The sequence below is a fragment of the Cognatundibacterium squillarum genome, assembly GCF_014652435.1.
Lineage (GTDB): Bacteria > Pseudomonadota > Gammaproteobacteria > Burkholderiales > Burkholderiaceae_D > Undibacterium > Undibacterium squillarum.
Genome location: NZ_BMYU01000011.1, coordinates 53,906 through 74,418 on the forward strand (window position 1 = coordinate 53,906; position 20,513 = coordinate 74,418).

Consider the following 20,513-nt stretch of genomic DNA (forward strand, 5'->3'; position numbering starts at 1 on the left):
TTATTGTTGTGGTTTTGCTTCTGATTCAGGCTTGATTTCCCGCCTTCCGGCGCTGCCCGACACCGGACTATGCATACACTGCATGCCCGTCTGATGATGAGGTCAGGCAGCGCTGTCTCTTCGCCCCGCCTGCTCCCGTCCTGCTGCACGGAATCCGCACCCTTATCCGGCCTGCTTTTACTCTGACACGACTATGATTATTGGCATTGATCTCGGCACCACCAACAGCCTCGCCGCTATCTGGCGCGATGGCAAAGCAGAACTGATTCCTAACAGCTTAGGCCAGATGCTGACGCCTTCCTGCGTCAGTCTGGATGAAGACGGCAGCGTACTGATCGGGCAGGCCGCGAAAGAGCGCCTGCAAACGCATCCGGAACGCACCGCTGCCGTGTTCAAACGCTTCATGGGCAGTGACAAAGTCATTACCCTCGGCGATAAAAAATTCCGTCCGGAAGAATTATCCGCACTGGTACTGAAATCGCTGCGCGCAGATGCTGAAGCCTATCTGGGCGAACCAGTGACTGAAGCCATCATTACCGTACCGGCGTATTTTTCTGATGCGCAGCGCAAAGCCACACGCAATGCCGGCGAACTGGCAGGCTTGCGCGTCGAACGCTTACTGAATGAACCAACCGCTGCCGCGCTGGCGTACGGCGTACACAATACCCACAGCGAATCCAAGTTTCTGGTCTTCGATCTGGGTGGCGGTACGTTTGACGTATCGATTCTGGAGCTGTTTGAAGGTGTGATGGAAGTACGCGCATCTGCCGGTGATAACTTCCTCGGCGGTGAAGACATCACCAAGGCGATTGTTGATCTGTTCTTCCAGCGTCAGGAACTGAATACCAGCCTGCGCAATGACGGTCGTTTAATGCAGCGCCTGACTGCCGCGGCTGAGCAAGCCAAGCGCGCACTGAGCGCCGGCGAAAAAGCTGAGATCGATATCTTCATTAATGAGCGCCAGCACACGATGGCACTGGGCGAAGGCGATCTGGAACAAGTCTGTGCGCCAATTCTGAAGCGTTTGCGCGATCCGGTAGAACGTGCGCTGCGCGATACTAATCTGCGCACTTCAGAACTCGATCAGGTGGTGCTGGCCGGTGGTGCCACTCGCATGGGTCTGGTCAAACGCTTAGTGACACTGATGTTCGGCCGCTTCCCTTCCTGCGACATCAATCCGGATGAAGTGGTGGTGATGGGCGCGGCGGTCCAAGCCGGTCTGAAAATGAAAGACAGCGCGCTGAACGAAGTCGTGATGACCGACGTGGCACCGTATTCGCTGGGTATTGATGTTGCCGTGCGCGTCAGCCAGAACCAGAGTTCATCCGGCCACTTCTCACCGATCATTGAGCGTAACTGCACCGTACCGGTCAGCCGCGTCAAACGCTATTACCCGGAAACCGATAATCAGGCTTTTATCCAGCTGGAAATCTATCAGGGCGAATCACGCATGGTGAAAGACAATATCCGTCTTGGCGAGTTACAAATCACGCTGCCGCCGAACAAATCCGTTGATGAGAATGCGATTGACGTGCGCTTTACCTATGACGTGAATGGCTTGCTGGAAGTGCTGGTCAAACATGTGGAAACTGGTAAAACCGATACGCTGGTGATTCAGGGTAATGGCGGCATGATGTCACCGGAACAGATTCAGGCTCGTTTTAAAGAACTGGAAAAAATCAAACTGCATCCGCGCGACACACTGGAAATCCGCACCATGCTGGCACGCGCAGACCGTATCTATCAGCAATTGCGCGGCGATATCCGCCAGTGGCTGGGGCAGCAAACCACCAGCTTTGAAAGCGTGCTGGAAACGCAGGATGCGCGTCAGATCGCGCAAGCCAAGCGCCGCTTCCAGGAAATTCTGGATTCGATTGAAAACGATAACCGCATTCACACCGATCTGAACGATGAATGATATGTACTTGCCGGCTTTCGTCCGGCGCTACGAATTACCGGCAGACAGCGACGAGCGGACACTGAAACGCACTTACGCACGGGAACTGAAAAAAATCGATCAGGTCACCGAGCTGGAGGCGTTTCAGGATTTACGCGACAGCTATGAAGAAGCGCTGAACTGGCTGCGCTATCGCGATGAAGAAAATGCCGAAGACAACGCAGAAGTGCATGCCGGTGACGGCACCGGCGCCGAATGGCAAACCGCATCCGGTCTGAACACACCACCGCAACAAAGCAACAACACAGAAAGTGAACGCGATGCAGCACCGGCTCAGCCGCCGGAGACCGTGCATTTTCAGGGGTCTGATCCGCTCGCGACTGCGAAGCAAGCCTTTGAGCGGATTAAAGCGCTGACGGAAAGTGCAACGGTATCCGAACAAGCCATCGCCGATCTGTTACGGGAACAAGCCGAGCATCCTGAAATGCTGAATATGGATGCACGCTTCCTGTTTGAAACCGGCATCGCACGCTATCTGATCGATGGCTGGCAACCGGGGAAAGAATTACTGTTTTTCAGCGCCGCACAGCATTTCGACTGGCTGAACCGCCAGGAACGCCTGAACTATGCCAGCGACTACGCTTACGTCATTCAGAACGCCATCAATGAATGGCGTGAAATGCAGAACAAGCATATTTCCGTCAAAAGCAAATATCAGGAACTGATACAGGCGGCGCGCGAGCACCGCACACTGACGGCTGACTACCTGCGTATCAACCGTCAGCTACTGAGCCGTATGACAGAACATTACGGCAGCCTGTTATATCTGATCACTGACCGCGCGCAGATACAGCAATGGATAGAGCAAACGCAGACAGCGATTGCGCAGGCTGAGCAGGCGGCGCAACTGGCTGCACAACAAGCGTTAGAAAATGCAAACTGGCTGCAAAAACAGTGGCTGAAATTAAAAGGCCGCAGCAATGAAGAAAAATCCAAAACAACTGCCGTCCTTGCCACAATCCTGTTCGCTATGATCGTAGCGCTGGCCTATTTCAAAGGTAACAGTAAGGGACAGCAAGAATACAGCGGCAGCCCCGCCGACATCGCCTATCAGCAAGCCGAGGCCGCATTAAACGGCAGCAACGGCCAGCAGCGCAATCCGCAAATGGCGATGGGCCTGTGGTCACGCGCATTTGAACTGGGTCGTATTGATGCAGGTTTGCGTATTGCTAAGCTGTACAAGCAAGGTGACGGCCTGCCGAAAGATCCCTCTCTGGCGTTGTACTGGTACGAAAAAGCCGCTCAGAAAGGCAATCAGGAAGCGCAGGCCAATGCCGGAGACATGTATTACCGGGGTACAGGCACCAATAAAGATGAGGTCAAAGCGCTTGAGTATTTCCAGCACTGCGCCATCACCATTCCGTATTGTCAGACTATTTGGGCCATCATTCTGGAGTATGGCAAAGCCGGAAAAAAAGACAGTGCGAAGTCGCTGGAATTACTGCGCGCTGCCGCTGCAAAAGAGGAGTCCAATGCGCAGCGCTGGCTGGCAATCGCTTATCTTCGAGGTGATTTCGGGTTAAGGATAGATGCACAAGAAGGCATTAGAAGGCTGGAACAAACTGCGCAAACAGATCAGTTCAGTCAGCACTATCTTGGCCTTACGTATGAAAATGGCTGGGAAGTCAAAAAAGACCTGAACCTCGCAAAAACCTGGTATCTGCGCGCAGCAAAATTCGGTTTTCAGGACAGCTTCGATGCGATGGAGCGTCTGTGCAAAGGTGCGAAAGATCCGCAATGTCAGGACTGGCAAGCCTTCCGCGCCAACAAACCCGCCGCAACACCCTGACCGCATTCCATCCTGTTTTAAGCTGCGGTGTTTTCTGAAAAACTTAATTCAGAAAACACCGCAGACTCGTTGGTGACACTGAAAACCGCCCGAAAACACCCGTTTTGCGGATTCAGGCACAGCCATGCGGTGCTCGCCGGCGAAAAGTCTGGCTGTCCGAAAATGCCTGATGCGGATAGCTGCACAATACGAAGCACTGCCCGTCACCGGATCTGACGGCTTAAACACATCCTGAACGCATCATCAAACCACATCACTGAAACACACGTATGAATCGCCCGTACTTACCGCCGTTCTTTACTCTTTATGATTTACCGGCCGACAGCGACGAACGCACGCTGAAGCGCACTTATGCGCGGGAGCTGAAAAAAATCGATCAGGCGACTGAACTGGAAGCGTTTCAGGCATTGCGCGACAGCTATGAGCAGGCGCTGGCGTGGTTACAGCATAAGGTGCAAGCAGACCTCAGCGCGGACGCGGAAATTCCTCCACCGATTCCGGAACAGTATCAGGAACCTCAGAAAACAGAGGCAGAACCCGACCACCCGGACATCAACGGGCAGACCAGTTATCAAAAGTATCGGGGGCCCGCACCGGAAATCATTGCACGACAAGCATTCTCCTCACTCCGTGCAATTGTAGAAAAACCGCAAGTGACGTTTAGCGAGATTGATGAATTTCTGAATACGCAGGTAAACAGTGAAGTGCTCTTACATGTCGATGCACGCTTTTTATTTGAAATTCAGGTTGCCGCCTATTTATCCGAAGGCTGGTGTGACGGAAAGCACTTCCTGTTCAGTTCTGCCACCGAACAATTCAACTGGCTTGAGCAGCAAGTAAGGCTCAATATCCGCAGCTGGGAATTACACAACCTTCTGGAAGCACTCCGGCAATGGAAAAAACACCGGGACGATCATCCTGACTATCTGAACAAATTTCTGGAAATATTCGAACTTGCACGTCAGCATGACACTCCGGACGACACTTTTCTGCTGAAGACACATGACATTCTGCAATTCATGTCTTCGAATCTCAGCCTACTCATGTGGGTAGTGACCGATTCAAAAAAAATACAGCAATGGACTGAGCGTGCAGCGTATCTGTTTGCACATCAGCCAATTCAAAACTGGGCAGACTTTCATCAGAAAGCGAAAATTGATATCGGCTTCGGGCACCAGCTCAAGCATGCGCAAAACAACAATCAAACTCCCGGCATTGACTTTGCTGGCTATAGTGATCGTGACTCGTTCACGCAATTTCAGACTAGTCCGGATCAGAAGCATTCGTCACTGCTACAACGTCTCGCTTATCTCCTGCATTACCTGACATCGTTGCGTTTTTTCTTTGCCCTCGGCTTTGCATTTCTGCTGGTTTGTCTGGTAACACTTGGAAACCTGGTCGAGCAAAAGAAACATTCAAAAAAAACGCACTCCCCCCAAACTTCCTTATCGGCTGAAGCACTTTTCATTGCCGGTGAAGACGCTTACTTCGGCAGAAACAAAGTCAGCAAAAGTATTCCGGATGCCATAGAGTTGTGGCAAGCAGCGGCAAACAAAGGTTCCGTCGATGCGGCAAAATCGCTGGCTGAGCTTTATAAGAATGGGACTGAAGTCAAAAAAGATTTAAAGCAAGCACTGCACTGGTATGAACATGCCGCCAGATTAGGAGATGCGCGTTCTCAGTTAACCGCAGGAACGATGTACTACTTCGGCAAAGGCAGTAATGTCAGTGATCAGAATGCGCTTCGCTTATTTCAGCAATGCGCCACAAAAGAAGCGTATTGCAAAACCATGTGGGCAAGCCTGTTACTGGACAATGCACCGGATGATGCCGCGCAGAAAAAAGCGCTGGAATTACTGCATCAGGCAGATGATGCGGGTGAATCGAATGCGCAGCGGCTGCTGGCGGTGGCGCAACTGGAAGGCAGCCTCGGCATGAGCAAAAACACGGAAAAGGGGTTGGATCAGCTGTTCCGCAGTGGCTACGGCGACGCGAAAAGTCAGTATCTGATCGGCCAGTATTACGAACAGGGCAAATACCTGCGCCGTAATCTACCGGAAGCAAAAGCATGGTATCTGAAGGCGACAAAGCAGGGACATAGCGATGCGATCACCGCCCTGCAAAAGCTGTGTAAATCCCCCACAGACAAAGATCCGGGTTGCGTGGCATGGCGGGAATTACAGGCAACATTGCAGGCATCCTGAGTAATCCGGTGCCAGCAAGCCTGAAAACTGCCTGAAAACACCCGTTTTGCGGATTCAGGCACAGCCATGCGGCTCTTGCCGGCGGAAAGTCTGGCTATCCGAAAATGCCTGATGCGGATATCTGCACAATACGAAGCGCTGCCCGTCACCGGATCTGACGGCTTGAACGCATCCTGAACGCATCATCAACATCACTGAAACACACGTATGAATCGCACGTATTTACCGCCGTTCTTTACTCTTTATGATTTACCGGCCGACAGCGACGAACGCACGCTGAAGCGCACTTATGCGCGTGAGCTGAAAAAAATTGATCAGGCGACTGAACTGGAAGCGTTTCAGGCATTGCGCGACAGCTATGAACAGGCGCTGGACTGGTTACGCAATAACGCTTCGGAAACGCATACATTTTTTCAGGACGCGGCTGTTACGCCGGTTTCTGATGATCAGTCCATAGCTGCGAAAACTGCCCCGGCTATCATCGATTCTGCTAACGGTGAAGCAGTGCCATCTGACGACAGCGATACGCCATCGTTTGATGCGTTCCGTCGTGCAAATGGCATTCCTGTCACACCTGACAACATGGAATTCACACAGCGTGATCCGGAAGTCCTCGCCAGGCTGGCGTTTGAAGCCGTCGTGGCTGCGGTGAACAGCACGCAAGCCTCTGAACAGGCAATCGACGCAGCTCTGTTTGCACAAATGGAAAACCCGGACATGCTGAACATGGATGCGCGTTTCCTGTTCGAAACCGCCATTGCGCGCTATTTGCTGGATGGCTGGGCGCCCGGAAAAGAATGGCTGTTTCAGAGTGCGGTCCGGCACTTTGAATGGCTAGCGCATCAGGAACGCGCAAGGCAAGCCAGTGATCAGGCTTTCGTGCTGCTGAATGCCATCGGTGAATGGAATCAATTACAGCGTGTGAAAGTTGCTGTGCGCAACAAACTGCTGGAGATTATGCAGCTGGCGCGTGAGCACCAAATACCGCGTAACGACTATCTGCGTACCAATTTCAGCCTGCTGTGCCGCTTAGCTGAAAACTACGACCACTTACTCTGGCTGATCACAGACAGAAAACAGATACAGCAATGGATCATGCAAACCCGTGCAGAGATTGAAGAAGCAGAACGGATTGCGCGGCAACCGGTCAGGCCCTTAAGTGGCCGCGAGAAATGGAAGGCATTCTTTCAGCGCGACAATCTCATCTTTTGGATCAAGGATCATTTTGCCGCAATACTGGCTATTGCCTTCTTCTCTTTCTGGATCTGCCTTGGATTCTTTGGAAAAAATGACCACGACAGACGTGAAATCAGAAGTCAAACCGAACTGAGCCTGAATAATTACAGTAAGGCTCACGGGCTATTTCTTGCCGGTGAAGACGCCTATTTTGGCAGAGATAATCAACCCAAAAATACCGAACTGGCCATTCAGTTGTGGGAGCAAGCGGCCAAACTTGGCTCTGTTGCCGCCGCTAAATCACTGGCACAGATGAATTCAGATGGAAATGAAACCAAACGGGATTTAACGAAAGCGCTGCACTGGTACTCGGTGGCAGCGGGGCTCGGCGATGTTCCTTCACAACAGCGCGTCGGCAAAGCCTATTACTGTGGCGAGGGAACGAAAGTGGACCGGCAAAAAGCAATGGCTGCATTCGGATACTGCGCTAATCAGGATGTTGTTTGTGATTCGATGCATGTCCTGATGCTCCGCGATGCCAGATTTCCACCTAAGAGCAAGGCTGATATCCCGCCTGATACAGCACAACAGGACCCGCATACCCGATACGCCATGGAAATAGCCAGACATTTGTGCACGCCAGACAAAGAGCGTTCGAGTCGCTCATCAAAATAAGTTTTATTGATATCAGCGCTTCGTGAATGCCAGCAGGCAATGCGGCAGGCCGCCAACGGCCCGCCAACCCATGAAATGCGGACTTTCGCACAGCTATGCGGCGCTCGCCGGCGGAAAGTCTGGCTGTCCGAAAATGCCTGATGCGGATAATTGCATAATCCGTGCTTACGCATAACAGGATGAACGGAGCTGAGCACTGCTGGCAAAAGGCAATAAAAAACCCGCCTGAACAGGCGGGTTTTTCTTTGTACTGCTGAAAATCAGCGGTAGACAGTCACCGGTTCCGGTTGTGGTGTGACGACCGGTTGTGCGGCGTTGCCGTTGGCGTTGGCCGGACGGTTCATGCCGCGTGGCAGGCCGAACTGCACCATCAGTTCGTTGTAGGCATTGTCAGCCAGTGTGCGGGACGTTTCCTGCATCACTTTGCCGCGGTTGAATACCACGCGGTCACCGGCGCGGCTGATGATTTTGGTATCCACGCCGGAGCCTGCAGCACTGAACGCAGCTTTGACTTCAAAGGTTTTGGTATTGATCAGGCTGAAATCAACGACCAGATCCAGCGACAGCGATGCGGTCATAGAATTGCCGTATTGCAGCTGATTGCTTTCCTGACGGAACTGGATATTGCTGACCGTGCCGAACAGCACATAGTCTGCGCCCGGATACATACCCTGTTTGATACGACCGATAATGTCGTAAATTTTTTCCATCGGCTTGCCGACATACGGACGTGCCTGTACCAGATGCACAGCGCCGCCTTTCAGCAATGCACCTTTCAGATCAGCGGTGTAGGTTTTCAGTTCACCGCGGTCAATGTAGGTGTAATAGCCTTCGGCTTCGTAGTAGCTGCTTTCGCTTTTTGCATTGATATTGCCGCGTTGCGAATAGCTGCGGTCGGTTTCACGTTCGCTGTAGCTGCCTTTGACGCTGCTTTTGCTGGAGGCAGCAACCACACGGAAATATTCACTGACTTTTTCTTCATAAGTCAGATCGGTCACGGCGATTTTCGGCTCTGCAGCCCATGCGCTGAGGCTGGACATCGCCAGCACGGCGGCACTGATAAAGTATCTGCGTTTCATCGTTTTCCTTTACGCCGTTTAATCAGCGTTTAGAGGTTTTACGGATTTCTTTTTCATCCTGCCATTCGATCGTGCCTTCCTGCACGTCGTACAGTTTCAGCGTCATTTTGTAGAACACGTCTTTGGTATTGGCGTTTTGCTTCACGATGGAAACGATTTCACCTTCCAGTGCGTATTTTGCCGCTGCCATCTGACCGATTTTTGCTTTGCCTTCATTTTTGTACAGGCCGCTCTGGTTCTGACGCTGCAGCTCATCCACGCCTTGCTGCATTTCATCTGCACTGCGGGTGAATTTCACTTTACGGCTTTTGATCAGCGCGGTCTGAATACTGTTCATGATCGATTTGGTATCGATGTATTCAGAGGTTTTGTTACGTACGCCGCCCAGTGTCAGGGTAGGACGGTTCGCCAGTACCGGATCTTCCAGCAGCGAGCCAACCATTTTTTCTGCGATCATTTGCAGGTCGGTGGAACCGAATTCATTGGTCACGGTTTCAACGGCTTTGTTATCACCATAGCTGACCTGACGCGCAAGGCTCACGGTAGGCTGGGACAGTTTGGTCTGGCAACCGGTCAGGGCGGCACCGGCAACAGCGATAACGCAGGCTGCTTTGGCAAATGCTTTTACGTGTTTCATCGTTTTTCCTTATTCTGAATATTTCAATTAATTTTCTGATCAGCGTGGCTCTGCGCTCATTTCAATTTTGAAATCAGCTGCTTGCGGGCCAGGCGCGGTGCTGCGGATGAACTGGCTCTGACGACCCAGCATCATCAGCGGTTTCCAGACTTCACCGTCGCCCACTTGCATGCCGGACACATCCAGCCAGCGGAAGCGGTAATACACGCGCACGTCTTTGTCGATCATGCTTTGCAGTTCAGCCTGCACCACCATCACATCATTTTTACGCTGCGAACGCAGATCCACAACCTGCACGCCTTCCAGTGTGCCGCGTACGAGCATTTTGGAAGCGATGCCCGGAGAAATCGCATTCGGAATATCCGCTGCGGCTGCCGGAACAGCCTGCAGTGCGCCCGCTACAGCGGCGACCATCAGTAATGTTTTGAATTTCATGGTTCAGTCCTGTTCTGAATTAATTGGTTTTCACCGCCGCACCGCTCGTCGCGGTGTTTGATTTCGCCTTGGCTGGCTTTTTAGCTGCCGGTTTGGTTTCCGTTGCAGTGGCTGCCGCTGGTTTGGTTTCCAGTTGCGCAACCGGTGTCACGTTACCGAACTTCGCCAGATCGCCGACATAGGTTTTGTTGTTATACAAACGCACCGGCACCACCAGATAACGGCCATCGACGGTGATATGGCTGACATCACCCGGACGACCGGTAAAGTTGACATCATACTCACCCGGTGGCAGGAATGCACGGGCGATGAACACACGCTCCGGCAGACTGCGCCACAGACGGTCATCCGCAGGGCCTTCGGTCGCAGCGACTGCAATATTCGCTGCCAGACCAGCTAAAGGACCAAAGTTTTTATTCACCTGATCCTGCGCCACACCTTTGACTACAGCGCGGATTGCAGCGCGGGTATAAATGCCCGGCAGTTCATCTTTCAGTGCGCGGCGTGCCATCACGTTGAAGTCGGTAACCAGTGCCGTTGGCAACGCTTTATCGCCGACGCGGATGGTGCTGATTACCGGCGCATCCGGATCAGGATAAATCACCGGAAATGCGAACGAAGCGGTGATCAGACCACGTCCGGTCGGAATCGGGAATTGCAGTTTTTTCGACTGACGTGCAGGCGAGTTACCGGCTTCCACTACGAACAGCACGTCAGTCACGCCTTTCTGACGACGGAAACTGGTACGCTGATCCAGACCTTTGAGGCCGTCTTCCAGTACCGGCAGATCAGGACGCAGTTCAATCGCTTTACGGTAACCCGGCGCTGCCAGGCCAGGTTCATTCAGTGCTTCGTACACGAAACCGGCCAGATAGTGGCTGAGTGCATTCTGATAACCGTTTTTCAGTTTCAGCACTTCCGGATCATTCAGAGTTTCTACCGGATAACCATTGAGTTCTTTATTGCCGGTGGTCACGCCTTTGGATTTGGCTTCTTCTTCCGCTGCCACGGTTTCTTTGGCGCGGAATTCCGCAATCACGGCTTCGCGTTCATGCGTACGTTTGATATCGACGCGAGCATTGTCCAGATCACCCAGATTGATGCGGTCCATCGCCATGCGCGTAGTCAGCATGACTTTTTCATAGTCCTGACCTTCGTAATCGCGGGTGGCGTCGCCGAGGAAAGTCGCCGAAATCTGGCTCATCACTTTCTGTGGATTGGACTTCACGTTTTCTTCCCATTCTTTGACTTTCGCATCAGAAATGGTCAGCGCATTCAAACTGTCCTGATAACGCTTACCGATGCGCATCAGTTCGCCTTTTTCCAGATTCAGCAAAAAGTCTTCTGCATTTTTTCCTTGTGTCTGCGCTTCGATTTGCGCAATTGCTTCATCGATCTGGCCGGTCTTGGCAACGGCCAGCGACTGCGACACTTTGCTGTCATGGGTTTGAGTGGTTACGCAACCGGTCAGGGCAATTGCTGCCGCCAGCGGCGTCAGTCTGAGCAGGGAGATAGGCTTCATAGTGAAATGTGGGAAAGGATCATTCGGAGCGACTTCCGGCAACTGCGATACCGGAATCAAAAATCAATCCCGCATTATAAAGTTGCATACACTTTCAATTATTGAAACAAATGCAATTAGATAGATGAATTTGTAATAATTTGTAATAGGCTTAACTTTTCGCAGACCTGTGCGTGGCGTCCGTGCGACATCGCTGTTCCGCTCAGCGTGCGGAAGTCACCGCCAGACTGTAGCAATCCGCATCATCCGGCGCTGCCATCAGCCAGCGTTCAATTTGCCACATCAGATCGGGCAGGCGCGAACGTTCGCCGGTATGAAAGCCGTGGTCTGCTCCGGCATACTCGCAAACCCGCCATAAACGCTGACGCGCAGGACTTAAGTTTTGTTGCAATTTTCTGCGCGCATCGTCAGGAATTAAGCCGTCTGCGCCGCCATACGCCCAGAAAACCGGCACAGTGATTTGTTCCAGCAGAGCAAGATGCGATACCGCCGCCAGTTCTGACCAGTAACGCCAGCTGCGGCCGTGAATACGCGCCGCATCCGGATCGGCCGGTGGCTCACGCAAGCGTCCCTGCAGCGTACGCCAGCCTGCGCGCATATGCGGATATCGCTGCGCCAGCGCCTGATAGGTTTCCAGCGCACCGGAACCGCTGTGCGACAACAGAATCACCTGTGTCAGCTCTGGCACAGCGGGAGCCAGTCCGGCCACCACTTCTGCCCCTTCCGAAATTCCCATCAGAATCACGCGGCGCGGACGTTGCGGCGCCTGCTGCAACTGACTGCGTATCCATGCCTGCTGATCGGCCAGCCAGACCGACCAGTGATCCTGCCGGATGAAGTCATCGCTGCACTGTTTGCCATCGTCAGCGGGCGCAATACCGCGCTTTTGCAGGATGAAAAAGCGGGTCAGGCCGGATTCGCCTTCCAGCCCGCGAAAATACGCAGGCAGAAACGCCTGCAATCCGGCACAACCGGAGCCCGCCACCACAAAAATCCAGTTTTCCGGCAACACCGGATGCGGCTGACCTTTGCTGAAGCTGTAGCTCCACGCCTGCGCACCGTCCGGCAGCCGGAACAGTTTTTCCTCAACCTGCTGCGCCTGCCCGCAAACAGCCAGCGCCAGCCCTGCGAAGAAGGCGGCACAGCGTAACCACAGCGGATTCTCAGAAAAAGGCATCGTTGTTAACAGAAAGTATCGGAAAGACAGGCGGATATCCGGTTCTAGCCCGACAAAGGGCTGGTGTCAAGACTGGTAAGTCGCGCCAATTTGCGTATCATCAGCGCCTTCATTGCACTGGAAAACCGATTTATGTTGCCTTCTATCGAACAAAGACTTGCTGTTGAACTCGCCGCCCGCCCGAATCAGGTTGCGGCAGCTATCGGGCTGCTGGACGAAGGCGCGACCGTGCCGTTTATTGCGCGTTACCGTAAAGAAGTGACCGGCGGGCTGGACGACACCCAGTTGCGTACGCTGGAAGAGCGCCTGCGCTATCTGCGCGAGCTGGAAGACCGCCGCGCCACCATCATCGGCTCGATTGAAGAGCAAGGCAAAATGACGCCGGAACTGTTGCAAGCGATTTCGCTGGCAGAAGATAAAACCCTGCTGGAAGACCTGTACCTGCCGTACAAACCGAAACGCCGCACCAAGGCGCAGATCGCAGTGGAAGCCGGTCTGCTGCCGCTGGCAGAAAGTTTGCTGAGCCAGCCGGAACTGGTACCGGAAGAGGAAGCCGCCAAATACCTGAAACCGGCCTTCACCGGCGCGAACGGCGATAATCCCGGCGTGGCCGATGCGAAAGCCGCACTGGACGGCGCACGTCAGATTCTGATGGAAAAATTCGCGGAAGACGCCAGCCTGCTGGCAGCGCTGCGCGAATACATGAATGAACACGGCATCGTCGAATCCAAAGTCATCGAAGGCAAGGAAGATGCCGGTGAAAAATTCACCGATTATTTCGATTACAGCGAAACTCTGCACACTATTCCTTCGCACCGCGCACTGGCGCTGTTCCGTGGCCGCCGTGAAGAAATCCTGAATGTCAGTCTGCGTCTGGATACCGAAGAAGAAAAACCGAAATGGGATGCACCGCTGAATCCTTGCGAAGGCCGCATCGCCAGCCATTTCGGCATCAGTCAGAAAGGTCGTCCGGCCGATAAATGGCTGGCCGACACCGTGCGCTGGGCATGGCGCGTGAAAGTCTTCATGCATCTGGAAACCGAACTGATGGGCAAGTTGCGTGAAGAAGCCGAAGCCGAAGCGATCCGCGTTTTCGCCCGCAATCTGAAAGATTTGCTGCTGGCAGCACCAGCCGGCCCGCGTGCAACGCTGGGGCTGGATCCGGGCTTGCGTACCGGTGTGAAAGTGGCGGTGGTCGATGCCACCGGTAAAGTGGTGGATACCACCGCGATTTATCCGCATGCACCGCGCAATGACTGGGAAGGTTCGCTGCACGTGCTGGCACAACTGGCGCGCAAACATCAGGTCTCGCTGATTTCTATCGGTAACGGTACCGCATCGCGTGAAACCGACAAACTGGCGCAGGATCTGATCAAACGCCATCCGGAACTGGGCATGACCAAGATCGTGGTATCGGAAGCCGGTGCTTCGGTGTATTCCGCATCGGAATATGCATCGAAAGAATTGCCGGAACTGGATGTATCGCTGCGCGGTGCGGTATCGATTGCACGCCGTCTGCAGGACCCGCTGGCGGAACTGGTCAAAATCGATCCGAAATCGATTGGCGTCGGTCAGTATCAGCATGATGTGAGCCAGACCCAGCTGGCGCGTTCGCTGGACGCGGTGGTGGAGGATTGCGTGAATGCAGTTGGTGTCGATGTGAATACTGCTTCTGCACCGCTGCTGGCGCGTGTTTCCGGTCTGACAGCCAGTGTGGCACAAAGCATTGTGCATTACCGCGATGCCAAAGGCATGTTCCAGAGCCGCGCTGATCTGCGCTCGGTACCGCGTCTGGGCGATAAAACCTTTGAACAGGCGGCCGGCTTCCTGCGCATTATGAACGGCAGCAATCCGCTCGATGCCAGCGGCGTGCATCCGGAATCCTATCCTGTGGTGGAAAAAATTCTGGCGGATATTCAGAAGGATGTGAAAAACGTCATCGGCGACAGCAGCCTGCTGAAAAAGCTGAATCCGGCAAAATACGCGGATGAACGTTTCGGTGTGCCGACCGTGACCGATATTCTGAAAGAGCTGGATAAACCAGGCCGCGATCCGCGTCCGGAATTCACCACCGCCACCTTCAAGGAAGGCGTGGAAGAAGTCAAAGATTTACGTCCGGACATGATTCTTGAAGGCGTGGTGACTAACGTGGCGGCCTTTGGTGCGTTTGTGGATATCGGCGTGCATCAGGATGGTCTGGTGCATATCTCGGCGCTGTCCGACACCTTCGTCAAAGATCCGCATACCGTGGTCAAAGCCGGTCAGGTGGTTAAAGTGAAAGTGCTGGAAGTGGATGTGAAGCGTAACCGTATCGCGCTGACCATGCGTCTGACCGACAGTGCACCGGCCGCCGGCAGCCGTCCTGAACAACGCGGCGACCGTCAGGATGCCAAACGTCTGCAGCAACACCGCGCGCAATCCGGCCGCACCGAAGCACCGTCAAATGCAATGGCAGCAGCGTTTGCGAAGCTGAAGCGCTGATGTACTGATGCGCTGATCAGCCGGAACGCTGATCTTCAGCGGATTCAGCGAAACATGAAAACCGGGCTGCGGCCCGGTTTTTTATTGCTCAGGCAAAGCATGTGCTGCTAATTGCATCCCCCGTACTGATCATGACTTGCGTGGTTCCGCCATTCCCGCTTCTGCCGTCTTACGCCCCCCGAATACCGTGATGGTCAGTGCAAATGCCTGCGGAATTTTTGCTGTGGAAAAGCACTACCTTTTGCACAGGGCGCAGCGTCAGCCTGAGCCATTCCGTAGTCCTCAGAAAGTAATAAAAACCTGTGCTGTTAAGCCAGTTTTCATCCGGCAATTCCGCATCAAATCAGATACTCCCCCCTGTTTTCAGAAAAATCGCCTTGTCGTCGGCATGAATGCTGGGGCTTTTGAGATACCCCCGGGGGTATTTTTTGGCCATTTTCAGGCATTTCAGGCTGCCGCAGACGGCGCTCTGACGGTGTGCGCAGGCGGTGCCAGCCCGCTTCGCTGTGGCATCGCATGTGTCACAGCAGCGTCTCAGCCTGACACAGTTGTCACAGCGCACTGTTCCGTTTCGTGACACCTGACACAGCGCCATTGCAGCGCAACAAACCCGCCATGTCCGCCGTAACCCTTTATCGTTATTGGGTTTAACGCGATTCCGCATGACTGGCACAGCGTTTGCAAACTCCTGTTTGTGCACGCAAAACTGCGCTGCCAACCATCACAACAAAACAGGAGACACGCATCATGAATCTGGCCGACATCAGCCATCTGGGTATTCAGAATCCGTTCAAATCGCGTTACGACAATTTCATCGGCGGCAAATTTGTTCCGCCGGTGAAAGGCCAGTATTTTGAAAATATCAGTCCGGTCATCGGACGTGCGTTTTGTGAAATCGCGCGTTCCACTGAAGACGATATCGAACTGGCGCTGGATGCAGCGCATGCTGCCAAAGCAGCGTGGGCAAAAACCTCGCCGGCAGAACGCTCCCTGATTCTGAACCGCATCGCTGACCGTATGGAAGCGAATCTGAGTCTGCTGGCAACGGCAGAAACCATTGATAACGGCAAGCCTATCCGCGAAACCACGGCGGCCGATATCCCGCTGGCGATTGACCATTTCCGTTATTTCGCCGGTTGTATCCGTGCGCAGGAAGGCACGGTCGCGCAGATTGATGCGGACACCTATGCTTACCATTTCCATGAACCGCTGGGCGTGGTCGGTCAGATTATTCCGTGGAATTTCCCGATTCTGATGGCGGTCTGGAAAATGGCACCGGCGCTGGCGGCCGGTAACTGTATCGTACTGAAACCGGCAGAACAGACACCGGCATCCATCATGGTGCTGGTGGAACTGATTCAGGATTTACTGCCGCCGGGCGTGCTGAATGTGGTCAATGGTTTCGGTCTGGAAGCCGGTAAACCGCTGGCATCCAGCAAGCGTATCGCCAAGATTGCATTCACCGGCGAAACCGGTACCGGCCGCCTGATCATGCAGTATGCGGCGCAAAACCTGATTCCGGTGACACTGGAACTGGGCGGCAAATCGCCGAATATTTTCTTTGACGATGTGATGGATAAAGACGATGCCTTCTTCGACAAATGTCTGGAAGGATTCGCGATGTTTGCACTGAATCAGGGGGAAGTCTGCACCTGCCCCAGCCGCGTGCTTGTGCAGGAATCGATTTACGAGCGCTTTATCGAACGCGCGATTGCACGGGTTTCCGCGATCAAACAGGGCAATCCGCTCGATGCCAGCACCATGATCGGTGCGCAGGCATCGCAGGAACAGCTGGAGAAAATCCTGTCGTATCTGGAAATCGGCCGTCAGGAAGGCGCTACCGTGCTGACCGGTGGCAAGCGCAAAGAACTCAGCGGCGATTTTGCCGGCGGTTATTACGTGGAACCGACGATCTTTAAAGGTCACAACAAAATGCGTATCTTCCAGGAAGAAATTTTCGGGCCTGTGGTATCGGTCACGACCTTCAAAGATGAAGAAGAAGCGCTGCATATCGCCAACGATACGCTGTTTGGTCTGGGCGCCGGTGTCTGGACCCGCGACGGCAGCCGTGCGTTCCGCGTTGGCCGTGGCATTCAGGCAGGTCGCGTCTGGACTAACTGCTATCACCTGTATCCGGCACATGCGGCATTCGGCGGTTACAAGCAATCCGGTATCGGCCGCGAAACCCACAAAATGATGCTGGAACATTATCAGCAAACGAAAAATCTGCTGGTCAGCTATAACCCGAATGCACTCGGCTTCTTCTGATCTGCTGCCTGCACTGCACTGCCAGCCGTCCGGCGGTGCAGTGCAGTTTTTCGTTGCCTGAGATCATGCACACACCACCTCCCCGCGTTGTTGCTACCGTCGCAGCGCTTGGCCTGCTGTCGCAGCTGGAAGTCCGCTACGGCAGGCTACTTTTATTTCAGTCCGGTGGCTGCTGCGATGGCAGCACACCGATGTGTTATGCGCAGGGTGATTTTCTGACCGGTGACGCCGATATCTGCGTCGGCTTTGCAGGTGAAACGCCGTTTTATATGACACCGGAATTGTTCAGTTACTGGCAAAACTGCCAGATCGTGCTGGATATTGCCGATGGTCGCGGCGGCATGTTTTCGCTGGACAGCGGCACCGGCAAACGTTTCATCACGCAATCGCGCTTGTTCAGCGATGCAGAACTGGCGGCGCTGGCAGCAATCACAATAACCACCTCCGCCAGTCACGCTGCGCGCTGAACGCAGCAAATACGCTCAGTCGCTTTCAGCCGCAAGCTTGCGGTACAGGGTATTGCGCGAAATGCCGAGCTGTCGCGCTGCAGCGGATACATTGCCTTCGCAGGCAGCCAGCGTATCGCGGATCAGCTGACGCTCGGCGGCGGCAACGGTCTTGACCGCTGCTGTTGCCTGCACTGAAGAAGCTGCAGCCATCGCCGCCGCATCGGCAGTTTGTATTTGTGCTGCAGGCAGCGATTCCCAGAAATCCTCCGGCAAATGCTGCACTTCGATCAGGCCGCTGTCGTCTGCCATCAGCATCGCGGTGCGCAGTAAGCTGTGCAACTGACGCAGATTGCCCGGCCACGGATGGCGGCGAAATTCTTCCATTACTTTCTCGCTGATTTCCCATGTGCGCTGGCAGTCCAGTTCCGCCAGTATGCGCTGCACCACCACCGCCAGATCCGTCCGTTCACGCAGCGCTGGCAAGCGCACCACCATGCCGTTCAGGCGGTAATACAAGTCTTCGCGGAATAATTTATCTGCAATCATTTGCCGCAACGGCTGATGGGTGGCGCAGATCACTTCAATGTCCACCGGAATCGCGCTGACCGCCCCGACCGGCAATACGGCGCGTTCCTGCAGCACGCGCAGCAAACGCGCCTGCAAGCTGAGTGGCATATCGCCGATTTCATCCAGAAACAAAGTACCGCCGTGCGCCTGCAGAATTTTGCCCTTCTGGCCTTTTTTGCGCGCACCGGTGAATGCGCCTTCTTCATAGCCGAACAATTCCGCTTCGATCAGGGTTTCCGGAATCGCCGCACAATTCAGCGCAACAAAAGGCTGATGACGACGGGCAGAACTCTGATGAATCGCACGGGCAAAGCGTTCTTTGCCGCTGCCGGTTTCGCCGGTCAGCAATACCGGAATCCCTTTACCTGCGACTTTGCTGAGTTTGGTGATAATCGCGTCAATCTGCGCATCGCCGCTCGCCAGCACTGCCAGCCCGTCCGGAACAGCATCCGCCTGCCGCACAGTTGGCGACGCGTGCTCACGCAGTGTGAGCTGCGATGCGGCATGGCCAATGATACGGCGGCTGTGCAGGCCATCGCTGCCGCGCACATAGATGCGTATTCCGTTCAGCAGTGTCAGCGCCAGCAAGCCACCGTCAGCATGACGCAGTCTGTCCATCAGTTGCGCAACGGAGATCCCGAACAGGGACTGAAAACTGTGCATCTGCAGTGCTGCCGCATGCATGCCGGTCTGAAAAACGCCACTGCGGCTGGCCGCCAGAAACTGCCCGTCGGGACGGAAACAAATCAGACCTTCCATCAGCGTGCCGATGAATTCGGGGCGGCTGTGTACATGCAGTAACACGGCATCCGGATAGCTGCTGGTAAATAACTGGTTTTCTATCATTTGCGCCGACATGCGCACCAGTCCCAGTGTATGGCGGTGGAAATGGTGCTGATCGCCGGTTACGTCCAGCACGCCGATCAGTTTGCCACCGGCATCCATAATCGGTGCGGCGGAACAGGTCAGGAAATGGTTAGCAGACAGATAATGCTGTCCGGCATGAATAACGGTAGCTGACTGCTCGGCAATTGCCGTACCAATCGCATTCGTACCTTTGCTTTGCTCTGACCACGCAACACCGGGGCTGAGCGCCACGCGATCGGCTTTCTCCAGAAAATCAGCGTCGCCGATGGTATGCAGAATCGCGCCACTGGCGTCGGTCAGCACCACCATGTGATGGGTGTGAATAATCTGCTCATACAGCGATTCCATGACCGGCGTCGCATGCCGGTACAAAGCCTGATGACGATCCAGCAGAATGCCGAGTTCTGCACGGCTCAGCGGCGTGTAATCCGCAGCACTGTCGGGTGTCAGGCCATAAGCAGCAGAACGCCGGTGCGCCGACGCAATCAGCGTTTCAGGCGCCGGAACAGCGGGCCATGGTGAACCATGTGCCACCGGCATTCCCGGCAGGGTAACGGCGCCGCCGGGCATTGCTGCCGCCGCGCCCGGAATCATTCCTGACATCTTTGTCTCCTTGCAAAGAGCGCAGCCACCGTACGCCGTACACTGCTGTGCCGGTCGCCTGTTTTATTGTGGTCGTGTGTGCCGCGCTCAGACCGGCGGTTTGCCGGATGATGATGACTATCCTGATACGAACTTTCCGACTCTAGCACCAATCCTGCGGTTTACCAATCCGGATCCATATGACTTCCCTGCGGGAAAGCAAAGACGGATCAGACAGTGAAAGCTGCACATCCGGCAAACCCTATCCGGGGTCAATACATGCCCTTTGAAAATCTGGGATAATGAAAGTTATTTTCGTGTTGAAGGAAGTGTCATGAGCGACGTACAAAACTGGATCAAAGAAACCGTTACCCAAAACCCTGTCGTGCTGTTTATGAAAGGCACTGCACAATTCCCGCAATGCGGCTTTTCCGGCCGCGCTGTACAGATTCTGAAAGCCTGTGGCGTACAGAATCTGGTGACCGTGAATGTGCTGGAAGACGCCGAAGTCCGTCAGGGCATCAAAGATTACTCCAGCTGGCCAACTATCCCTCAGCTGTATGTCAAAGGCGAATTCATCGGCGGCTCTGACATCATGGGTGAAATGTTTGAAAACGGCGAACTGCAGACTTTGCTGAAAGACTGATG

Annotated in this window: 14 protein-coding genes; 8 read left to right on the forward strand and 6 right to left on the reverse strand. The window is 54.2% G+C overall.

Translation table 11 applies throughout. From position 1 onward, the window contains the following. Window positions 1-193 precede the first annotated feature (193 nt). The 4 genes from IE092_RS17065 to IE092_RS17080 all read left to right on the forward strand — a co-directional run bounded on the left by IE092_RS17065 (window position 194) and on the right by IE092_RS17080 (window position 7,801). Window positions 194-1,918 (forward strand): Hsp70 family protein, encoded by a 1,725-nt coding sequence (locus IE092_RS17065; RefSeq protein WP_189358614.1) that lies wholly within the window; start codon window positions 194-196, stop codon window positions 1,916-1,918. After that, the gene (locus tag IE092_RS17070; protein WP_189358616.1) at window positions 1,911-3,746 is read left to right on the forward strand and encodes a tetratricopeptide repeat protein; all 1,836 of its coding nucleotides are present in this window, start codon (window positions 1,911-1,913) and stop codon (window positions 3,744-3,746) included. Before IE092_RS17065 ends, IE092_RS17070 begins: the two co-directional genes overlap by 8 nt. Before the next feature lie 269 nt (window positions 3,747-4,015). Continuing rightward, window positions 4,016-5,950 carry a tetratricopeptide repeat protein gene (locus IE092_RS17075; protein ID WP_189358618.1) on the forward strand — a complete coding sequence of 645 codons (1,935 nt, stop codon included), beginning with the start codon at window positions 4,016-4,018 and terminating at the stop codon, window positions 5,948-5,950. A 207-nt stretch (window positions 5,951-6,157) separates the two neighbouring features. Next, window positions 6,158-7,801: a tetratricopeptide repeat protein gene (locus tag IE092_RS17080; RefSeq protein WP_189358620.1), complete on the forward strand. Its 1,644-nt coding sequence runs from the start codon at window positions 6,158-6,160 to the stop codon at window positions 7,799-7,801. A gap of 260 nt (window positions 7,802-8,061) precedes the next feature. Here the strand turns inward: IE092_RS17080 and IE092_RS17085 are convergent, their stop codons facing one another. From IE092_RS17085 to IE092_RS17105, 5 genes are all read right to left on the reverse strand, one after another. After that, complete coding sequence (locus IE092_RS17085) at window positions 8,062-8,880, reverse strand: penicillin-binding protein activator LpoB (protein WP_189358622.1); 819 nt, start codon at window positions 8,878-8,880, stop codon at window positions 8,062-8,064. Window positions 8,881-8,902: 22 nt separating this feature from the next. Next, window positions 8,903-9,517, reverse strand: coding sequence for a penicillin-binding protein activator LpoB (gene lpoB, locus IE092_RS17090; RefSeq protein ID WP_189358624.1), 615 nt, complete (start codon window positions 9,515-9,517; stop codon window positions 8,903-8,905). Between the two features lie 39 nt (window positions 9,518-9,556). Next, window positions 9,557-9,952: a YcfL family putative periplasmic lipoprotein gene (locus IE092_RS17095; protein ID WP_189358626.1), complete on the reverse strand. Its 396-nt coding sequence runs from the start codon at window positions 9,950-9,952 to the stop codon at window positions 9,557-9,559. Window positions 9,953-9,971: 19 nt separating this feature from the next. Then, on the reverse strand, window positions 9,972-11,534 hold the full coding sequence (locus IE092_RS17100) for a COG3014 family protein (RefSeq protein WP_189358628.1): 1,563 nt from the start codon (window positions 11,532-11,534) through the stop codon (window positions 9,972-9,974). Window positions 11,535-11,676: 142 nt separating this feature from the next. After that, a complete protein-coding gene (locus tag IE092_RS17105; RefSeq protein WP_189358630.1) occupies window positions 11,677-12,651 on the reverse strand; it encodes a dienelactone hydrolase family protein in 975 nt (324 codons plus the stop codon). A 132-nt stretch (window positions 12,652-12,783) separates the two neighbouring features. Between IE092_RS17105 and IE092_RS17110 the strand changes: the two genes are divergently transcribed. The 3 genes from IE092_RS17110 to IE092_RS17120 all read left to right on the forward strand — a co-directional run bounded on the left by IE092_RS17110 (window position 12,784) and on the right by IE092_RS17120 (window position 17,867). Beyond that, complete coding sequence (locus tag IE092_RS17110; RefSeq protein WP_189358632.1) at window positions 12,784-15,132, forward strand: Tex family protein; 2,349 nt, start codon at window positions 12,784-12,786, stop codon at window positions 15,130-15,132. Window positions 15,133-15,879: 747 nt separating this feature from the next. Next, the gene (gene adh / locus IE092_RS17115) at window positions 15,880-17,400 is read left to right on the forward strand and encodes an aldehyde dehydrogenase (protein WP_189358729.1); all 1,521 of its coding nucleotides are present in this window, start codon (window positions 15,880-15,882) and stop codon (window positions 17,398-17,400) included. A gap of 65 nt (window positions 17,401-17,465) precedes the next feature. Further along, window positions 17,466-17,867 carry a DUF779 domain-containing protein gene (locus IE092_RS17120; protein ID WP_189358634.1) on the forward strand — a complete coding sequence of 134 codons (402 nt, stop codon included), beginning with the start codon at window positions 17,466-17,468 and terminating at the stop codon, window positions 17,865-17,867. 15 nt (window positions 17,868-17,882) lie between these two features. Here IE092_RS17120 and IE092_RS17125 read toward each other — a convergent pair whose 3' ends face one another. Further along, window positions 17,883-19,886 carry a sigma-54-dependent Fis family transcriptional regulator gene (locus IE092_RS17125; RefSeq protein WP_229793239.1) on the reverse strand — a complete coding sequence of 668 codons (2,004 nt, stop codon included), beginning with the start codon at window positions 19,884-19,886 and terminating at the stop codon, window positions 17,883-17,885. Between the two features lie 313 nt (window positions 19,887-20,199). Between IE092_RS17125 and grxD the strand changes: the two genes are divergently transcribed. Beyond that, on the forward strand, window positions 20,200-20,511 hold the full coding sequence (gene grxD / locus IE092_RS17130; RefSeq protein WP_189358636.1) for a Grx4 family monothiol glutaredoxin: 312 nt from the start codon (window positions 20,200-20,202) through the stop codon (window positions 20,509-20,511). Window positions 20,512-20,513: the final 2 nt, after the last annotated feature.

Coding starts and splice junctions, on each gene's coding strand:
- IE092_RS17065 (WP_189358614.1), top strand. CDS start 194: ATGATTATTGGCATTGATCTCGGCACCACCAACAGCCTCGCCGCTATC.
- IE092_RS17070 (WP_189358616.1), top strand. CDS start 1,911: ATGAATGATATGTACTTGCCGGCTTTCGTCCGGCGCTACGAATTACCG.
- IE092_RS17075 (WP_189358618.1), top strand. CDS start 4,016: ATGAATCGCCCGTACTTACCGCCGTTCTTTACTCTTTATGATTTACCG.
- IE092_RS17080 (WP_189358620.1), top strand. CDS start 6,158: ATGAATCGCACGTATTTACCGCCGTTCTTTACTCTTTATGATTTACCG.
- IE092_RS17085 (WP_189358622.1), bottom strand. CDS start 8,880: ATGAAACGCAGATACTTTATCAGTGCCGCCGTGCTGGCGATGTCCAGC.
- lpoB (WP_189358624.1), bottom strand. CDS start 9,517: ATGAAACACGTAAAAGCATTTGCCAAAGCAGCCTGCGTTATCGCTGTT.
- IE092_RS17095 (WP_189358626.1), bottom strand. CDS start 9,952: ATGAAATTCAAAACATTACTGATGGTCGCCGCTGTAGCGGGCGCACTG.
- IE092_RS17105 (WP_189358630.1), bottom strand. CDS start 12,651: ATGCCTTTTTCTGAGAATCCGCTGTGGTTACGCTGTGCCGCCTTCTTC.
- IE092_RS17110 (WP_189358632.1), top strand. CDS start 12,784: ATGTTGCCTTCTATCGAACAAAGACTTGCTGTTGAACTCGCCGCCCGC.
- adh (WP_189358729.1), top strand. CDS start 15,880: ATGAATCTGGCCGACATCAGCCATCTGGGTATTCAGAATCCGTTCAAA.
- IE092_RS17120 (WP_189358634.1), top strand. CDS start 17,466: ATGCACACACCACCTCCCCGCGTTGTTGCTACCGTCGCAGCGCTTGGC.
- IE092_RS17125 (WP_229793239.1), bottom strand. CDS start 19,886: ATGTCAGGAATGATTCCGGGCGCGGCGGCAGCAATGCCCGGCGGCGCC.
- grxD (WP_189358636.1), top strand. CDS start 20,200: ATGAGCGACGTACAAAACTGGATCAAAGAAACCGTTACCCAAAACCCT.